This is a genomic window from Pseudomonas sp. PB106 (assembly GCF_009764645.1).
Classification (GTDB): Bacteria; Pseudomonadota; Gammaproteobacteria; order Pseudomonadales; family Pseudomonadaceae; genus Aquipseudomonas.
In genome coordinates, this window is record NZ_RWIM01000125.1 from 42141 (window position 1) to 56584 (window position 14444).

The window sequence follows — 14444 nt, forward strand, 5'->3', positions numbered from 1 at the left end:
CCTTATGGTTGGAATGCCCGCTCGAACGTAGCGGTGAGTTTGAAGACCCCTCCACCCATTGGTGTGGGAGCAGGATTTTTGCAGGTGAACAGCCCAAGCTCGCCGAGCGGCGTTGTCCAGAGGAACGCCTTTGCCCCGGCATGCCGGTCGAGGAACGCCATGATCTCCAGCACCATGGCCTTCTGACCGGCGTAGGTGATCGGATACGAGTCCTCTTTGTTGTTCGGGCCGTCGCCAATGTTCTGCGCATAGCCATTGCCGAACTTCGAGGTGCGCACCCGATAATTGATATCGGGCGTTTCCCCCCGCTCGGTTGGCCAGGTGAATTTCTCGATGGCCATCAGGCCCTCCCATTTGCATTTCGGAAGCTGGTACCGCCCGCGCGCCAAGAGTCGGCGACGGCTCTTTCGGCCACCGCCTGCATCTGCGACTGTAGGGTTCTCGACAGGGCTTGCTGATCGATCTGCATGCCTTCGGAGCTGCGATCCTCGGTCACTACCGTGACCGGTGCATTGATGCTGATCGCAGTGCCCGAGCCTCCGCCGGCAGCGATAACACCCAGCTTGCCGCTGGAAGTCCGGGTCAGCGGCATGATCGCCTCCGGCCCCGCCTCCCCCATGACGCCCGCCCGGCCGCCGGCCATGCCGAACGCGGTCGGCGCGCTGACGATGCTGTTGGTGAAGGCGCCGCCGTTGGCGAACATCTGCACACCCGACGACCAGGCACCGCCGAGCGCCTGCGGGAAGTAGGTGCTGGAGTAACCTGCCGAGGACGCGCCGAGATTCGACGACGTTGCACCTGCTGAGCCAGCCGCCAGCCCATTACCGCCACCACCGCCAGTGAAGTAGCTGGTGGCAGCGCCGACGAGACTGCTCAGCAACGCCGAGCTGGCCTGACGGGTAGCGATACGCGCCATGTCCGCGAGAATCGACTTGGTGAAGTCAGCAAACGAAAGCTTGCCGGTCATGGCGAAGTTGACGATTGCGTCCTCCATCGAGCTGAAGGCATTGCCGAACAAGGTTTTCGTCTGGCCGGCAATGTTGCTCGCCGAATCCAAGTAGTTGGCCCAGGCCGATGTTGCGCCCTTCGTCCAATCACCCTGTGCAGCCTCCACATCCGCGTAGTTCTGGCGGATTTGGTCGGTGGCAGCTTTGTTCGCATCAGCCAGAGCCTGCGACTTCCGAGCGAACTCCTCCTCCGACATGTTCCGCGACGGATCGGATTTCTGGTTTGCAAGTTCCAGCGACTGCTGAGCGAACCGGTCCTGCTGGCTGTTCAGCTCATTGTTGAGCGCGTTCTTGCGGTCGCCCTGTCCGACGCCAAGCACTGCGCGCTGCCCTGCCAGCTCCAGTGCGCGCTGCTGCTGAGCCAACGCCTGAACGTAGGTCGTGATCGCCCGCTCTTGCCGGGCAAGGCGGCCGGTTTCATTCGTGGCCAGTACCTCGAGCTGGCTGTCCGCGTCCTTCTGCGCTTTGACCATCCCCGCGCGCGCGTCGGCGATCTTCTGGTCGAGCTGGATGCCTTGCGCAGCAGAGGTGGTTTTTTTCGCCTTGGCAGATTCCAGCGCTGCGATCTCAGCCTCGTAGGCTGCGGTCACCTCGTCGCGCTCGTTACCGATCAGCGCTTCGCGCTTCAGGGCATAGTCGGCTTGAGAAACGAGTCCAGCCTTCTGTGCTGCGTCCAGTTCCTTCTGGGCGTTTTTGTACTCTTCACTGATGGCTGCGAGGTTGTTCTTGGCGTTGTTGAAGCCGGTCAGATCGACCTGAGTGCCTGCCGTTTTCGCGTCCTTGAACTGGTCATTGATGTTCGCCAAGTTCTTGTCGATTGCGGCCTGATTCAGGCGCGGATCGTTCGGCGCTACCTTGCGGATGTCTTCGAGCTGCCGCTTGTACTCCTTGATCGCGTCGGTACGTTTCTGCTCATTCGTCCATGCTGACTTGGTGAGTGCGTCGACCTTCGCCATTGAGGAGACGGCATCGCCCTGAGCTTTCGCCTGCTCTCCTTGCCATTTGGCGATATCCGCTTCAGCAGCCTTCTGATCCTCAAGCATATTGAGACGATTCTGGTAGAGATCAATCATCTCCTGCTTATTCTGGAACAGGCCGACATTGCCAGCCTGTGCGCCGGCCAAATCGCGGCGGGCTTGCTCGATGTCTGCGCCGATATCAGGTCGCCCGATATTTTTCAGCCCATCTGCGGCGCGCGCAACGGCGTTGTAACCCCTTTCCCAGAAACTGAGGTTTTCCAATATCCTCGGTGTGCGTTCGTTGATGGCGTCGGCGAAAGACTCAGTGGCCAGCTTCACAGCGCCTGCATGGTCGCCTTGCTTCTCCAGTGCAGCGATCTGCGAGTAAACGGACGCGGTCAGGTAGTGGTACTGATCATTCAGCGCGGCAGACGCCTTGACCGGGTCGTCAGCGAGCTTGGAAAACTCGGCAACTGTCTCGCTCACTGCCTTGCCTGTCGCTTCCTGCATCGACACGGCGGCTTGGGTGATTCCGGTGAAGCTCTCGCCGGCAATCTTGCCATTGTCGGCAAGCAGAGCCAGCACGGCTGCGGCTTGGCCAGTGGTGCCAACGGTTGCGCTGACCTGACGGGCCATGTCGCCCAATTGCCCGGCGCTCACACCGGCGTAATTGCCGGTGAGGATTAGCGATTTGTTGTAGCTGTCCTGCTCTTCGCTCCCCTTGTAGAAAGCGTATGCCAGCCCACCCACTGCGGCGGTGGCTAGCGCAAGAGGGCCAAGAATGGCGAGCAGTCCCGCCGCGCCCTCACCCGCACCAGCGCCCAGTTGTGCGACTGCGCGAACGCCGCTACCCCAGTCTCCCGAAGACAGCGCATTCCCCAGCTGCACCACGTTTTCCTGCGCCTGGCGCGTGCCGAGTCGCAATTTGTCGAAACTGGTGGTGGTTCTGTTGAGCTTGTCGTAGTCCTTGTCGATCTTGCTCAGGGCGGTGTTGTACTCGTCCTGGCTGATGCGGCCGGCATCCAGATGTTTGCCCAGTTGCTCGACCTGAGTATCGAGTTTCGCCAGCGCGGCACGTGCCGGGTCAATGGCGCCCAGCAGGCTGTTCAGTGCCTTCTGTTCATCCATTGCCGACTTGGCCAGAGCCACCTGCTGCTTGTCGAGCTGCGCCGAGATATTCGCGGCCTCAGCCTCGCCGTAAGCGCCGGTCTTGGTCAGCTTGGCCAACGCATCACGCTGTTTGGCAAGGTCCTGCGTGGTCTTGGCGCTGGTGGAAAGCGACTTCTCCAGCGCCTGCATTTCGTTCATCAGCGAAACGGCGGACTGCTCTGCCCGGCCGCCGGCCTTCGCCATTTCATCCAGGCTCGTTTTGGCCTCGATTGCATCGGCCGAGTCGATCTTGACGCCGAGTTCTGCAATGTTCATCGACTCACCTTGAATAAGTGCCCGTGATTACGGGCTGTTTTCCCTTTCCTCCGCCATTACGCGCAGGGCTTCGCCTTCCAGCACTTGAAGGTCAGGAAAGATTTCAGCGAGTTTCTTTTTCTTGATGCCGAGGAATTCGGCGACGTCGCGAATGCAGTTGTAATCGAGGCCGATTGCGCCACCGGTGCCGACCCGCCACTGCGTGGACATTCGGTTGAACAGGAGGAAGGCCGGCCAGTTGCATGGCCAGACCTCTACATCGTCACCCGACAAATCGGCAGCCGTCAGCCCGAGGATTGCCAACTGCTCAGCAGATGGTCCGCTTTCGTACAACGCCGCGGCGGCCGCCCTCAGTTTCCCAAGCGGGCCTGATTGAATGCGCTCTGGTAGGCATTCACTACCGCTTCGGCAGTACCTTGGCATGACTTCACAAGGGCAAGGATGCTCTTGTCGTCGAACTTGTCATCGAAGCCCCAGCCCGCTACCAGATCCTTGATCTGCTGCACCTGATACTCGGTTTCGGCAGCAACGACATCCGATAATGTGGTGCCTTCCCCGAACCCCTCGCGCATTTCCTTCGCCTTCCTGTTCCACTCGTCGAACAGCGCGGCGAGTGCCGGGCGATCGCGATACTTGAAGGTGAACTCAATTGATTCGGGCTCACACCCAACGATTGGAATGGGCACGAAGGCTTTGAACGTGGGGTTCTGAGCGATCCTAATCTTTGCCATGAGAAGTCCTATGCGCCGGCCAGGTAACGGAGCGAGCGAGCAGAAAGCCCGATGCTGATGGTTCGCGTCATGACGTTGTTTCGCTCCATCGTCGGATCAGGAGTGATGCTCACATAACCCGGGTAGAGGATCTGATCGCCATTGCGCAACTTCATGCGCACGACGGCCAGCTCTTTGGTGTCATCGAAGCCTTCGACCGTCTCGACGTATTGAGCGGTCGGCTGATCCTCCACCACGATGGTGATCGTGGTCGGGTTGCGGTTGGTTGGAAATTGTTTGTCGTCGTCATCTTCCAGGTAACCGACTGTTTGGTATTGCTGCTCGCCGCCGGAGGATGTGAAAGAAGTGACTTTCGAGATCTGCGTCCATCCGGAAACAGGAATCACTGACCCAGAACCAGCACCGGCAGTGAATTTGTCGGTGTTGGTGGTATTGAGACCAGCCAAGGCAAAAGCATCGGCGGTAACGCCGGACGCTTTTACTGCGCGGTCATTGATTAGCGCCCAACCGGAGTTGATCAGCAAAACGTCGCCGTTTTCAATGTCGTGCCCTACAGAGGCAGCAACCGGTGGTTTCGCATTGGTCAAAGCAGTGAAAGCAACGGCGGATCCCATAACGCTGGCGATCTCCAGCACAGCGCCGTTCGGCAGCGGGAAGCGTGCGGCCATGGTGTGTTTCCTCTTGAGTGCCCGCCTGACGGCGGTAGGTTATGCCCCAGCGGGCGGTTGATCTGCGACACCTGCGTAGGTGAAGCTGGCCGGGACCGTGTAGGTCGCCGACTCTGTGATTGTTGGCCCTTGATCTACTGGTTCCGTGATGAGCCCATCGAATCCGTTTCGGGCCAGTGTTGTGTCGACACGAAAGAGTTGAGTCAGCTCTTCAACAAGTGTCTCTGCGGTGGCCATGGCTTGGGCAGATGGACAAACGATGCTGATTTGATAGACGCCGGTGTATTCGTAGGCGTCCCCGCCGAGATAACGGCAAGTGGTGCTGGCTGGTAGCTGGAAGGCCCGCAGATAGGTTTCAGATGGATTCGGCGTAAATGGCTGATTCGAGTAGGCCACTCGTATTGGGCGCGCAGCCGACCATGCGGCCAGCTTCGTTTCGATGGCCTGACGGGCGCGTGCGTGACTCATACCTGATTGTTCCTGATGGCCTCCTGCACGATCTGCTGGAAGCGAGCCACGGTTACCCGAACCATGCCGCCGGGAGCCTGGGTCGAATGACCGAACTCCAGCGGAATCGCGTAGGGCAAGTTGTTGATGATGTAAGCCATCTGGCCTGCGGTGAAATCGCTCATCGCTGCGACCAGGGCAGCGACAGTCTCGGCCCCGCTCGGGTCAACCTCGTCGAAGGTGATGCTTTCGACCACACCGAGGGAAATATGCCAGTTCGCACGGAACCGGCCACCGACGTAGCCTTCTGGCGCCTTGACGTCCATGCCGTCGTTGAGCTTGCGGCCTTTCTTGAGCCTGCCGCCCATGGTCAGGTTGTACGGATCGCTGCGCAGCGCTGTGTTGTGTTCGTCGACCGCTTTGTTGTACTCGGTCGCGACTGCGTTCTGAGCCCAAATCTCCGGGTTACCCACGGGCGACATGCGGATCAGGCTGCTCCCGACCTCGATGATGATTTCGCGCACACTGGCATCGATCGCTTCGCTGGTCTGCGCCGCGAACTCGGCCAAGCTCAGGGCAAAGCTGCCGGATTGAGCGGCCATGTCATTTCCTCAGTTGTGCTGTCCACGTCGCGTCAGCAGGATCGGCAGACACATTCATCACGCGCATGCCGTTGACGATATCGCCGATGGCTGGGGCAGCCGGTACCGCCGTCGGCATGCCGCCCTCTGACACGGACAGCTCGTTTTGCAGCACTAGTAGCTTCATGTCGCTGGTCTGGATGAGGGAGCCGTCGATTTCCTTGGACAGGTAGCTGCCCAAAACACCGCGCCCTATGTACGTGATTGTGGTCTCCGGCGTCTCGCCGCCCAGGTCGGGGTCATACTCGCCCGCGACCTTGCGTACGCCCTCCACTGGCTTTACCGCGTCGGCCAAGCCCTCGGGGTCATCGAACGCCTCAGCCATTTCAGCCTGGATCTCTTCACGCATACCCATGATCAGATCCTTTTGAGCATCATCACGCCGGAGCGCTTGATCCAAGGCTCCAGCAGCGCTAGGGCGAAGTTCACACCCGCCGACTGATCAGTAGATCCGGCCACGTAGGTCTTGCTCACAGAGGTGCCGGACTGCGCCGAAACCGTCTTGCTCTGCACTTCCTTCTGCGTTGCCGTGTACAACTTGCCCGCTGCCGCCTCTTTGGCGACCTGGGCGCCGGCTGTTTTGATCTCGGTCGGAACCGGATCAGGAACAACTCGCTTGATCTTGGCCGTGAGCCAGGCGTTGGCCATGGTCACAGCAAGGACCGGATCACCGGTGCCGGCCCAGCCAGGACCAAGCTGAGCGTCAACATCGGCGACGGTGATGAAGTCAGTCATGTGCTTGTCCTTATTCCGCCGGCACCAAGGCCTGCAGGTCTTCTTTCTTGGCGGTCGGATCGAAGGCGATGCCCTTCTCGGTCAGCCATTCTTTCAGTTGGGGAACCTTCATTTTCAGAGGGTCGGTTTCCGGGGCTTCCTGCTCATTGCCGTCGGATACCTTGATGCCAGCCGCTTGGTAGGCATCGACGATACCCGGGGCATCGCCATCGACGACCACCTCGGTAGCGGAGCCGATGACACCGAAGAATTCGCTCAGCAGGCGGTAGCACACGCCGCGCTCTTTGCCCGGCTTGTCCGTGTACATCACTTTCATAAGTCACCTCAAAAGCATCCCGGCGCCATACGGGCGCCAGGTTGTGTGGGCCGAGTTACGGCGTGGTGGTACCGCTGATCACAGCGGCGAACGGAACCTGCTTGCGGCTGAACACGCGCTGCCAGTTCGCAGCAGCGGCGTATTGAGTGGCGGTCGGGCTGAGGTTCTGAGCCTCGGAACCCTTCCAGCTGAAGCCGGCAGGCTGGAGGATGTAGGTCTTCCGCTCCCACAGCACTTCGGCACCACCACCATTGCCGCCGCCCGGTTTGCGTTCAAGTTCCACCGGCACCTTTGGCGTGCCTTCGCCGTAACCGAAAGCGCCCTGGCCGAAGAACACAGACAGGTACTTGCCAGCGCCATACACCAGAGCGTCGTCCATGAAGACTGGCTTGCCGAGGTAGGTGGCCAGGATGATCTTGCCGTCGGAGTCGCGCAGGTACTCGATCAGGTCTTGCTTGACCATCTGGTTCATCACGACCGAGTGCACGCCGATCGCGCCGAACTGATCAGCAGCATCGCCCGCAGTGAACGCGGCGTCTTGGAAGGCATTGGCGTTGATGGTCGCGCCCGCGTCGATAACCATGTCACCGCCGTTATTGGCAATGTTCGAGGCGATGATGCCGCGAGCGGCGCCCAGGGTGTACCGCTGCCACTGACGGGTCCAGTAGGTGCCGAAGCGGTTACGGATCTGCTGCTGTGGCTCGGTATTGGCGAGTTCGGCAGTCAGATCGGTTACGCCGTAGCCTTTGTTGAGGTACAGGACACGGGCACGCATGCTGTCCTGCTCAACCTTGCCGACTTCGCCCTGATCGTTCGGGTCATCGTTGCTGATGTTTGGGGCTTCATCAGCGTTGAGATCCTGCCAGTAGCTGATCTCAGCAGTGCCTTGACTGCCGGAGGCGATCGCATCCAGCACAGGCGAGCGAGTCACGATACCCGACTCGTACACAGCAGTCTTTTCCGGGCTGTTAACCGGTGCCAGCGAGGCGTAGTAGTCACCGACAAAGATATCGGTCAGTTGGGTAGTTGCCATGGATTAGGTTCCTTTGGTGGCCTGGAGTTTTTTGAATGCGTCGGGGTTGTCCCGGGCCAGCGCGGCGCGCTCCTGCTCGGTGTACTCGCCCCATTTCTTCGTGGCCTTGCCACCGTTGTCGCCGATCTGCCCGGCGCCCTGAGCCCTTGGCCACAGGTGTGTTGCTGTTTCACGCAGCGATTCCGCCCATTCGAGCGGCGACAGCGGGGTTTTCCCGTCCTTCCCGTAAACGACCTCGCCGTCACGGTCCGTGGCAACTGCCTCGCCGTCTTCACTGAGTTTGAAAGTGCCCCGGGCGCGCAGGATGATGTCCTCGGCCGCCTCGGGGAGTGCGCCGGCCTTGATGGCAGCAGCGCGGATGGAATCGGCCAGCACCTTATCGCTGTACTTGGCAGCGAAGGCTTCTGCCTTGTCGGCGCGCTCATTGGCGGCTTTGATTTGCTTCTCGGAGTCAGTGCGTAGGCGCTCGGTTCGACGGTTGATCACCTCGTCAAGTTTGCCTTCTGCAATCAGCTTCGTTTCTTCGTCCTGACCTACCTTGGCCAGCAAGCCTTTCACCGCGTCGATATCCAGGCCTTCAAACTGACCTTTCAGCTTGTCCAGCTCGGTCTTGATGGTGCGGTTAGAGCCCAGCAATTCCTGATTCTTGGACTTGAGCCCGTTTACTTCCTTATCCAGATACTCCTGAACCTTTCCGCCAAGCGCCTCCTGAAGGGCTGCGGTCTGAGTTGCGTCGAGGGTGAGGCCAGCGGCGGCCGGGTCAAATTCAAATGGCATGGGTATCCCCTGGGGATTGGTTGGCCCGCCTAACGGGCATAAAAAAACCCCGGCATGGCCGAGGTCGGAAATACAACAAAATGCGGAGTGTGGGCTTACGTCCCTTCAACGCGGACTCTAATGTCCAAGATCACAGACTGATAAAGATTTGACTCTCCAAATGTGCCGGTAAAACCCAGCTCCTCGAAGTCTCGAATGCGTTCTTTTCTTTCGAATTCAATAAGCCTTGGATCGAAAGTGATCTCCTCAAAGATCGAATTAGGGTCGATTTTTACCTTAAAAACCGAACTCCCATTGGGCTGAGGAGCGATCACCCCCACTCGGACTTCTCTTTCATGGGAAAAACCGTCTCGCTTCAGCATCAACAAACGAATCCTGTTGGCCGGATCATCGAAGACGTGAGGCCCCGCTGTAGCAATCAAGCCGCTTAAACAACTGTGCAACTCTTCGGTCGACAAATAGAGCACATCCCCTATAAACGGAGAGGCGTCTGTTCCGTTGGTGCCATCCAAAACTGCCCTAATCAGTTTCCTTGGAGTGGTTCTGACTTTTACGCCCTCTTCTCCAGGGCAAGTGTTCCGCCCATGATGAGGGTGTTTCACTACCCTCGAATACGCTCGCAAAAGCGTGTCTGATTCCGCTGTAGACGACCAGCTTTGAGCAAAAACAGGAGTAAGCCCACCACCAAGGATTATCTGCGGACGAGCTATCTCACCGTCCATTACGGTCACAGCAATTTTGCGTTCAATAATCTCGTAAGGATCCTCCCAAAAATGGGGAGGCACCAAAGTTAATTCCTTCAATCGAAGAGCTTCCGCGAGCGCCCATTGGGGAAAAATTCGATAAATCGGCTTATCCAGATCATCGATATCAAGCAGCTTTTCTATTTCTGACTCTTCCAAACGAGATCCCCTTCTTTCGAGAAAGGCGCACATTCAACACTCACTCGGATACAAGCCGCAACCCGCGCATCACTAGATAATCGGCAAATTGCGCCCTACTCGGTGCATATGGCGGCGGGCGTGTGCGAATGCCCGGCGTATCGCGATTGAGCCGAGTTCGTCGCCCGTTTGGCTCCGTGCAATGCGTTGGCTCTTCGAGCTGAAAACCCTGCTCGGCAGCGTACAGTTCAACCGCCAGCCGTACCTGGCCCCATTCAAGCTCAAAGGGCACGAATGTCTCGGGAAGCGTCTGGTATTCGATCTTGCAGTCACGTCGAGGCCAGGCCATGGCCTGATCTGGATTAGCCTTTTGCCCTTTCCACTGCCGGGCGTTGATGTCTGCCGCGGCGCGAAGTAGCAACGCGACCTGATCGGCCTCAGTCTCAGGGAATCGAAAGCCGTAGTAGTCGCGGTAGAAGGTCAGCTTCTCCAGCGGCACGAAGCTATTCGCGTCCGGTCTACCCTTCCCGTCCTCAACTATGATCTGCATGCGGTATCTCAGTCTGGTTGAGCGCCGAGTGTAACGCCTGCTCGGATGAACATGTCAGGTTCGGCTCCCTTAAGCTGCGCCAGGGTCAGCGGTTTGAACGACTTGTCGAGCTGCAGCTTGGCGAACTTCTCCGGCGTCAGGCCGCCATCACGGAACAACTTGGCTCGCACAGGGCCCAACGCATGATCTTGAAAGCTCGCCGGCTGAGTTGCCAGCCACTCGTAATAGTTCAGGCTGGCATCAACCTGCGCACCGCCATTGTCTCCCACCGAAGCGCGCGTGGCGTCCTTGGCGAAAAGCTCCGAAAGCCTCGTTGTCGGCACGGTGGTTGACCGGCAGTTAATGTGCGCCGGCGGCAGCGGCCCTTTGCCCAGGTCGAACCGCATGCCATCCAAGCCCTTGCACTGCTGTGAGGTCTTGCGATCGAGTGTCGACACCCAGCGGTAGCCCAGCACCACGTCACTATTGGCCTTCAGCGTTTCCATCCGGGCCGTGGTGGCCACATGCTGGATTGCCGTCTGCACCACAGAGGCGGCGTTGCGATTGCTCACCGCCAGAATGCCGTCCGTGAAGTTCTGCGCCGCGGTGCCGCGAATCGCTTGGATGATCTGGGCGTTGGTCTGGCCCTGGCCGAAGCCGAGCCGGATTGTGTTCGTGACTCGCATCGTCTCGGTGCGCGTCCAGCCACTGACGAAGCTCTTCAGCAGCTTGCCGCCATCGATGCCCTTCACCTGCAGAGGATAGGAGAACACCGCCGCGCGGATCACCGTGTTGGTCGGCACCACCGCGTCGATAGACAGCGCATTGCTCAGGCTGTTGGCCTCAAAGGTCGACTCATACAGCGCGATGTCGACCAGATCGGCCTGCACCAAGTCGCCGTAGGGCTTGTAGATGTCCAGCAGTTTGCCGTCCACCCGGGCCAGAAACTGCTCAAGACGGTCCCGGCTGTAGGTGGTCAGCTCCTTGCGGGTCAACTGCTCGCGCACCAGCTTGTCGATCTGGCGCAGGTACTTCTCGAACTTTTTGACCTCGCCTGCCTTAAGCCGCTCCAGCATTACCGAGTGACGGGTCGTCTGCTCCAGCAGTTGGCTGTCCGCCTGCGCCTGACTTGTCGTTGGCATCTTCTTTGTCCAGGTTGATGCCGGCCGACTCGCGCTCATCGCTGATCAGGTCGGCTTCATCTTCATATGGGCGGTCCGGCAACTTGCCGGTGGTGAGGTACTGCCAGTAGGTGTCGGCGCTGATCGTGCCAGCCATCACACCTTTCAGCAGCTCGGCGAGCACTTGGGCGTCGACCACCGGGGTCACAAACTCAGGGCTCACCTTGAACTTGACCTGCTTGGGGTCGTAGCCCTTCCACTCAGCCGCGTACCGCAGACCCTGCTCCACTGCCTCTGCCACCGTGACGACAATGCTGTGCAGCGTGGCGTGCTGGTCGTTCTGACGTGTTTTACGCGCCTCACCCGACTCGGTGCCGCCGACATCCATGACCTTGGCACCCGCTTCAAGCGCCGCGTTCTTCTGGTCATCCATTGCCTTGCGGACGGCTTCAATCCCGGCACCCTGGAACTCTAGATAGCCGCATTGACCGGATGGACCGAGATCCCATGCCGCAGATGGCCCGGTCACGCTCAGCTCCACAGAATCATCAAGGCCAGACACCCAAGGTTGCGGATGGCTGGTCTGGTGTAGCGCAGTGAAGTAGTCAGCGCTCAGTTGATAGGACTTCAGCGCGGCGCGCGCCATCGTGAGCAGCGGCACCTCGTCCACTTCCGGCGAGTTGTCGGTCGAGCCGCAATAGATCACCGGGAGGTATGACAGGCCTTTGACCAGTCGGTTGTCGGTGCCAGTGGTGCCCAGCTGCCGTTCATCCTCAACCAGCTCCCCACCTTCGTTCCGCACTGCGGTGTGGCAGACAGTGTCTTTCATGAAGAACTCACGGAAAACCGTGTCGCAGTCGTGGCTGTAGCGATCGCCGCCCTTCTTGCGAAACTCGCGGAACACCGAGAGGACCAAATCCTGCCGGCCGCCCTGATCAGCGGTGTCCCAGTTGATAGCGTTGCGCGTGGCATACGTCGAGAAATACGGCTCGCCGCGCTCATCGATGTTCACCACCAGCGGCACCCGACCGTGCGAGATCGCCTGGCGCACCATGCGGAAGAACAGCTGCTTCAGGCCGAAGCCATCCGCCGTGGCATTGTCCTCCAGCCCCTTCAGGCCGGCGGGCAGTTCAATTTCCGGGATCAGTCGCGAGACTAGGCCCATCATCGAACGCAGCGAGTCACGCACCCAGTGTTCGTACTGAGCCCGGTTCGTGTAGTTCTCGTAGAGATATTTGTTGCCGGTACCGTCGAGCTTCTCAGCTTCAACCATGCCGCTAGGCTTGGGCAGGTTGCGCTCATTGCGCTTGACGGCGCACTCACCTTCGAGCGCATCGTCCATCATTTCCCACTCGGCGATGTGCGCGTCGTAGCCCGGGTTTGTCGATTGCACTGGCATCAGGCCAAGCCTCCAATTCGGCGTGTTCCGCCTGTGCGTGTTTTGATCGGGTACCGCTTGGCAATGAAGTAGCCAGGGGCATCCACCAGGTGGTCGTAGCCGGCCTTCTTATCGGGCTCGCCCTTGTCCGTGTAAATCTGGCGCTCCAGGCACTGCGTGTATTTCGGACACTGGTCGACGTTGACCAGATATCGATGCTCGCCGTAGGTATTGGCGAACATCGCGCACATGGCGTTGACCCGATCCTTCACAGCGGGGTTGGTCGAATCCACCACTACGGTAAATCCCGCCTTTTTCAGCAGTGACAGATCAGATTCGCTTGCGCTCTTGCTGCTTGTGTTCTGGCCGCTGGCGTCCGGGTAGATCGCAATGCTGTGGTCAGGAAAGCGGAGCTTGATCTTCTCGATCATCTCAGGCGTGTCCCGCACATCTGAAAACTCGCTGAGCGCCAGTGGCAGGTCATCGCGAATGACGTGCACGACTGCCGCCATCTTCATGACGTTGAAGTCCATGCCGATGTGCAAGGCCTCGCCGCGCTTGATGGTTTCGCTGGTGCGGTTCGCCTCACGATTGAACGTGTAGTAAACAACACCTGCGTAATTCTCAAAGCTGGCCTCGTATTCCTGCCGAAAGGTGCGAGGGTCCATCTTGCGGCGCGCCGCATCCAGCTCTTCAGCCGGAACGTTGCCGCCATCGAGCGAGGTGTAGAGCCAGCTCTTGTGATCAGGCTCATGCCCCGGCCGGCCGTCTTGAAACGTGTCGTAGCAGTGATTGAATCCCTTGGGCGTGCCGATACGTAGCGCGTGACCGCCCTTCCGCATGCCGATGCCCGGTATTGAGTATTGGCAGGTCGAAAGCATCGGCCGCAAAACCTCTTCCCAAGCCTCCCATGGACAGTCAGCCCATTCATCCACCAGGACGAAGAACAGACCGGAGCCGCGCAAGTTGTCGTAATTGTCGAGCCCTACCACACGCATGACGTGACCAGACTTGAGCGTGATCGAACATTCCGTTTCGTTCGGGCGGTGTGCACGCCACGCTTCAGGGATTGCCTGCTTCAGTCGACGCCAGAACACGCGCTTGGCCTGCTTGAACGTCGGCGCGCCGTACCAGATCTCGTCCTCGACACTCACGCCCCACTCAGCAGCTAGCCGAGCAGCGCGTCGCATTTCAGCTTTACCCAAGAACGTCTTTCCGAACCGTCGACCACACACCGCATCGCGGAAGCGCGCCTGCGGCTGGAAACCCCAGCAGTAAATGTTTGCCTGTTTCGGCGTCAGCTTTACCGGCGGGTCATAGGTACGGGGTAGCGGGGACATTCTCATCAGGCTCCAGGGTGTACTCAGCAACGGCGTGCTGCTGGTCCGCTTGGGAGCCCAGAGGTTTCTCAGGTTCAAGGCGGCGATTCACGTAAACGTCGCCAACTTCTTTGGCTGCCTGCTCCAGCAACTGGGCAGTCAGCGCCATGTTCTTCATGTTCTCGGCCTTCTCGGCCATGCGTCCCAGGGTGCGAAGTCGATACGCCCGGTTGGCGATCGGGATCTCTGCCGTCTCTTCGCGAAACCTCTTACGGGTGTCGTTGAACAGCGTCTGCCACTTCACGTGCAGGTTGCGTCCAACGTACTTGGTTGGGTCGTATGCCTCGCACTGTTGGCGGGTAACTTCGAGCCCGAATCTTTCTTTGACGGACGCCACCACTTGCGATGGCGTGTCAAAGCAGGCGAGAGCCTGTACAACAAAGGCTTTCACCTCGTCTCTGAGTGCGGCCATAAGTG

General features: G+C 59.3%; 18 protein-coding genes. All 18 read right to left on the reverse strand.

Features of this window, described 5'->3' with window-relative positions:
• Positions 1 to 2 precede the first annotated feature (2 nt).
• Complete coding sequence (locus tag EJA71_RS17365; RefSeq protein ID WP_158958750.1) at positions 3 to 341, reverse strand: phage tail protein; 339 nt, start codon at positions 339 to 341, stop codon at positions 3 to 5.
• Positions 341 to 3391 carry a phage tail tape measure protein gene (locus EJA71_RS17370; RefSeq protein WP_158958752.1) on the reverse strand — a complete coding sequence of 1017 codons (3051 nt, stop codon included), beginning with the start codon at positions 3389 to 3391 and terminating at the stop codon, positions 341 to 343. The genes EJA71_RS17365 and EJA71_RS17370 overlap by 1 nt, the downstream gene beginning before the upstream one ends.
• 27 nt (positions 3392 to 3418) lie before the next feature.
• A complete protein-coding gene (locus EJA71_RS17375) occupies positions 3419 to 3688 on the reverse strand; it encodes a DUF1799 domain-containing protein (protein WP_158958932.1) in 270 nt (89 codons plus the stop codon).
• A 53-nt stretch (positions 3689 to 3741) separates the two neighbouring features.
• Positions 3742 to 4122, reverse strand: a complete 381-nt coding sequence (locus EJA71_RS17380) for a phage tail assembly chaperone (protein WP_158958754.1) — start codon at positions 4120 to 4122, stop codon at positions 3742 to 3744.
• An 8-nt stretch (positions 4123 to 4130) separates the two neighbouring features.
• Positions 4131 to 4790 carry a phage tail protein gene (locus EJA71_RS17385; RefSeq protein WP_150594764.1) on the reverse strand — a complete coding sequence of 220 codons (660 nt, stop codon included), beginning with the start codon at positions 4788 to 4790 and terminating at the stop codon, positions 4131 to 4133.
• Positions 4791 to 4829: 39 nt separating this feature from the next.
• Positions 4830 to 5258: a phage tail terminator-like protein gene (locus EJA71_RS17390; RefSeq protein ID WP_158958757.1), complete on the reverse strand. Its 429-nt coding sequence runs from the start codon at positions 5256 to 5258 to the stop codon at positions 4830 to 4832.
• Positions 5255 to 5839: a hypothetical protein gene (locus tag EJA71_RS17395; RefSeq protein ID WP_158958759.1), complete on the reverse strand. Its 585-nt coding sequence runs from the start codon at positions 5837 to 5839 to the stop codon at positions 5255 to 5257. Before EJA71_RS17395 ends, EJA71_RS17390 begins: the two co-directional genes overlap by 4 nt.
• A gap of 1 nt (position 5840) precedes the next feature.
• Positions 5841 to 6233, reverse strand: a complete 393-nt coding sequence (locus EJA71_RS17400) for a hypothetical protein (RefSeq protein WP_158958760.1) — start codon at positions 6231 to 6233, stop codon at positions 5841 to 5843.
• Between the two features lie 2 nt (positions 6234 to 6235).
• Entirely contained in the window at positions 6236 to 6613 is a 378-nt protein-coding gene (locus EJA71_RS17405) for a hypothetical protein (RefSeq protein ID WP_158958761.1), read from the reverse strand.
• A 10-nt stretch (positions 6614 to 6623) separates the two neighbouring features.
• Positions 6624 to 6929 carry a HeH/LEM domain-containing protein gene (locus EJA71_RS17410; RefSeq protein ID WP_158958762.1) on the reverse strand — a complete coding sequence of 102 codons (306 nt, stop codon included), beginning with the start codon at positions 6927 to 6929 and terminating at the stop codon, positions 6624 to 6626.
• 55 nt (positions 6930 to 6984) lie between these two features.
• Entirely contained in the window at positions 6985 to 7962 is a 978-nt protein-coding gene (locus EJA71_RS17415; protein ID WP_158958764.1) for a major capsid protein, read from the reverse strand.
• 3 nt (positions 7963 to 7965) lie between these two features.
• Positions 7966 to 8739 carry a hypothetical protein gene (locus EJA71_RS17420; RefSeq protein ID WP_158958766.1) on the reverse strand — a complete coding sequence of 258 codons (774 nt, stop codon included), beginning with the start codon at positions 8737 to 8739 and terminating at the stop codon, positions 7966 to 7968.
• Positions 8740 to 8834: 95 nt separating this feature from the next.
• Positions 8835 to 9641 carry a hypothetical protein gene (locus EJA71_RS17425; RefSeq protein WP_158958768.1) on the reverse strand — a complete coding sequence of 269 codons (807 nt, stop codon included), beginning with the start codon at positions 9639 to 9641 and terminating at the stop codon, positions 8835 to 8837.
• A gap of 40 nt (positions 9642 to 9681) precedes the next feature.
• On the reverse strand, positions 9682 to 10170 hold the full coding sequence (locus tag EJA71_RS17430; RefSeq protein WP_158958770.1) for a DnaT-like ssDNA-binding protein: 489 nt from the start codon (positions 10168 to 10170) through the stop codon (positions 9682 to 9684).
• Between the two features lie 8 nt (positions 10171 to 10178).
• A complete protein-coding gene (locus EJA71_RS17435) occupies positions 10179 to 11291 on the reverse strand; it encodes a minor capsid protein (protein ID WP_178113714.1) in 1113 nt (370 codons plus the stop codon).
• Positions 11209 to 12669, reverse strand: coding sequence for a DUF4055 domain-containing protein (locus EJA71_RS17440; RefSeq protein ID WP_158958772.1), 1461 nt, complete (start codon positions 12667 to 12669; stop codon positions 11209 to 11211). The genes EJA71_RS17435 and EJA71_RS17440 overlap by 83 nt, the downstream gene beginning before the upstream one ends.
• Positions 12669 to 13988 carry a terminase gene (locus EJA71_RS17445; RefSeq protein ID WP_038861476.1) on the reverse strand — a complete coding sequence of 440 codons (1320 nt, stop codon included), beginning with the start codon at positions 13986 to 13988 and terminating at the stop codon, positions 12669 to 12671. The genes EJA71_RS17440 and EJA71_RS17445 overlap by 1 nt, the downstream gene beginning before the upstream one ends.
• The gene (locus tag EJA71_RS17450) at positions 13963 to 14439 is read right to left on the reverse strand and encodes a DUF2280 domain-containing protein (RefSeq protein ID WP_056785392.1); all 477 of its coding nucleotides are present in this window, start codon (positions 14437 to 14439) and stop codon (positions 13963 to 13965) included. The genes EJA71_RS17445 and EJA71_RS17450 overlap by 26 nt, the downstream gene beginning before the upstream one ends.
• Positions 14440 to 14444 lie beyond the last annotated feature (5 nt).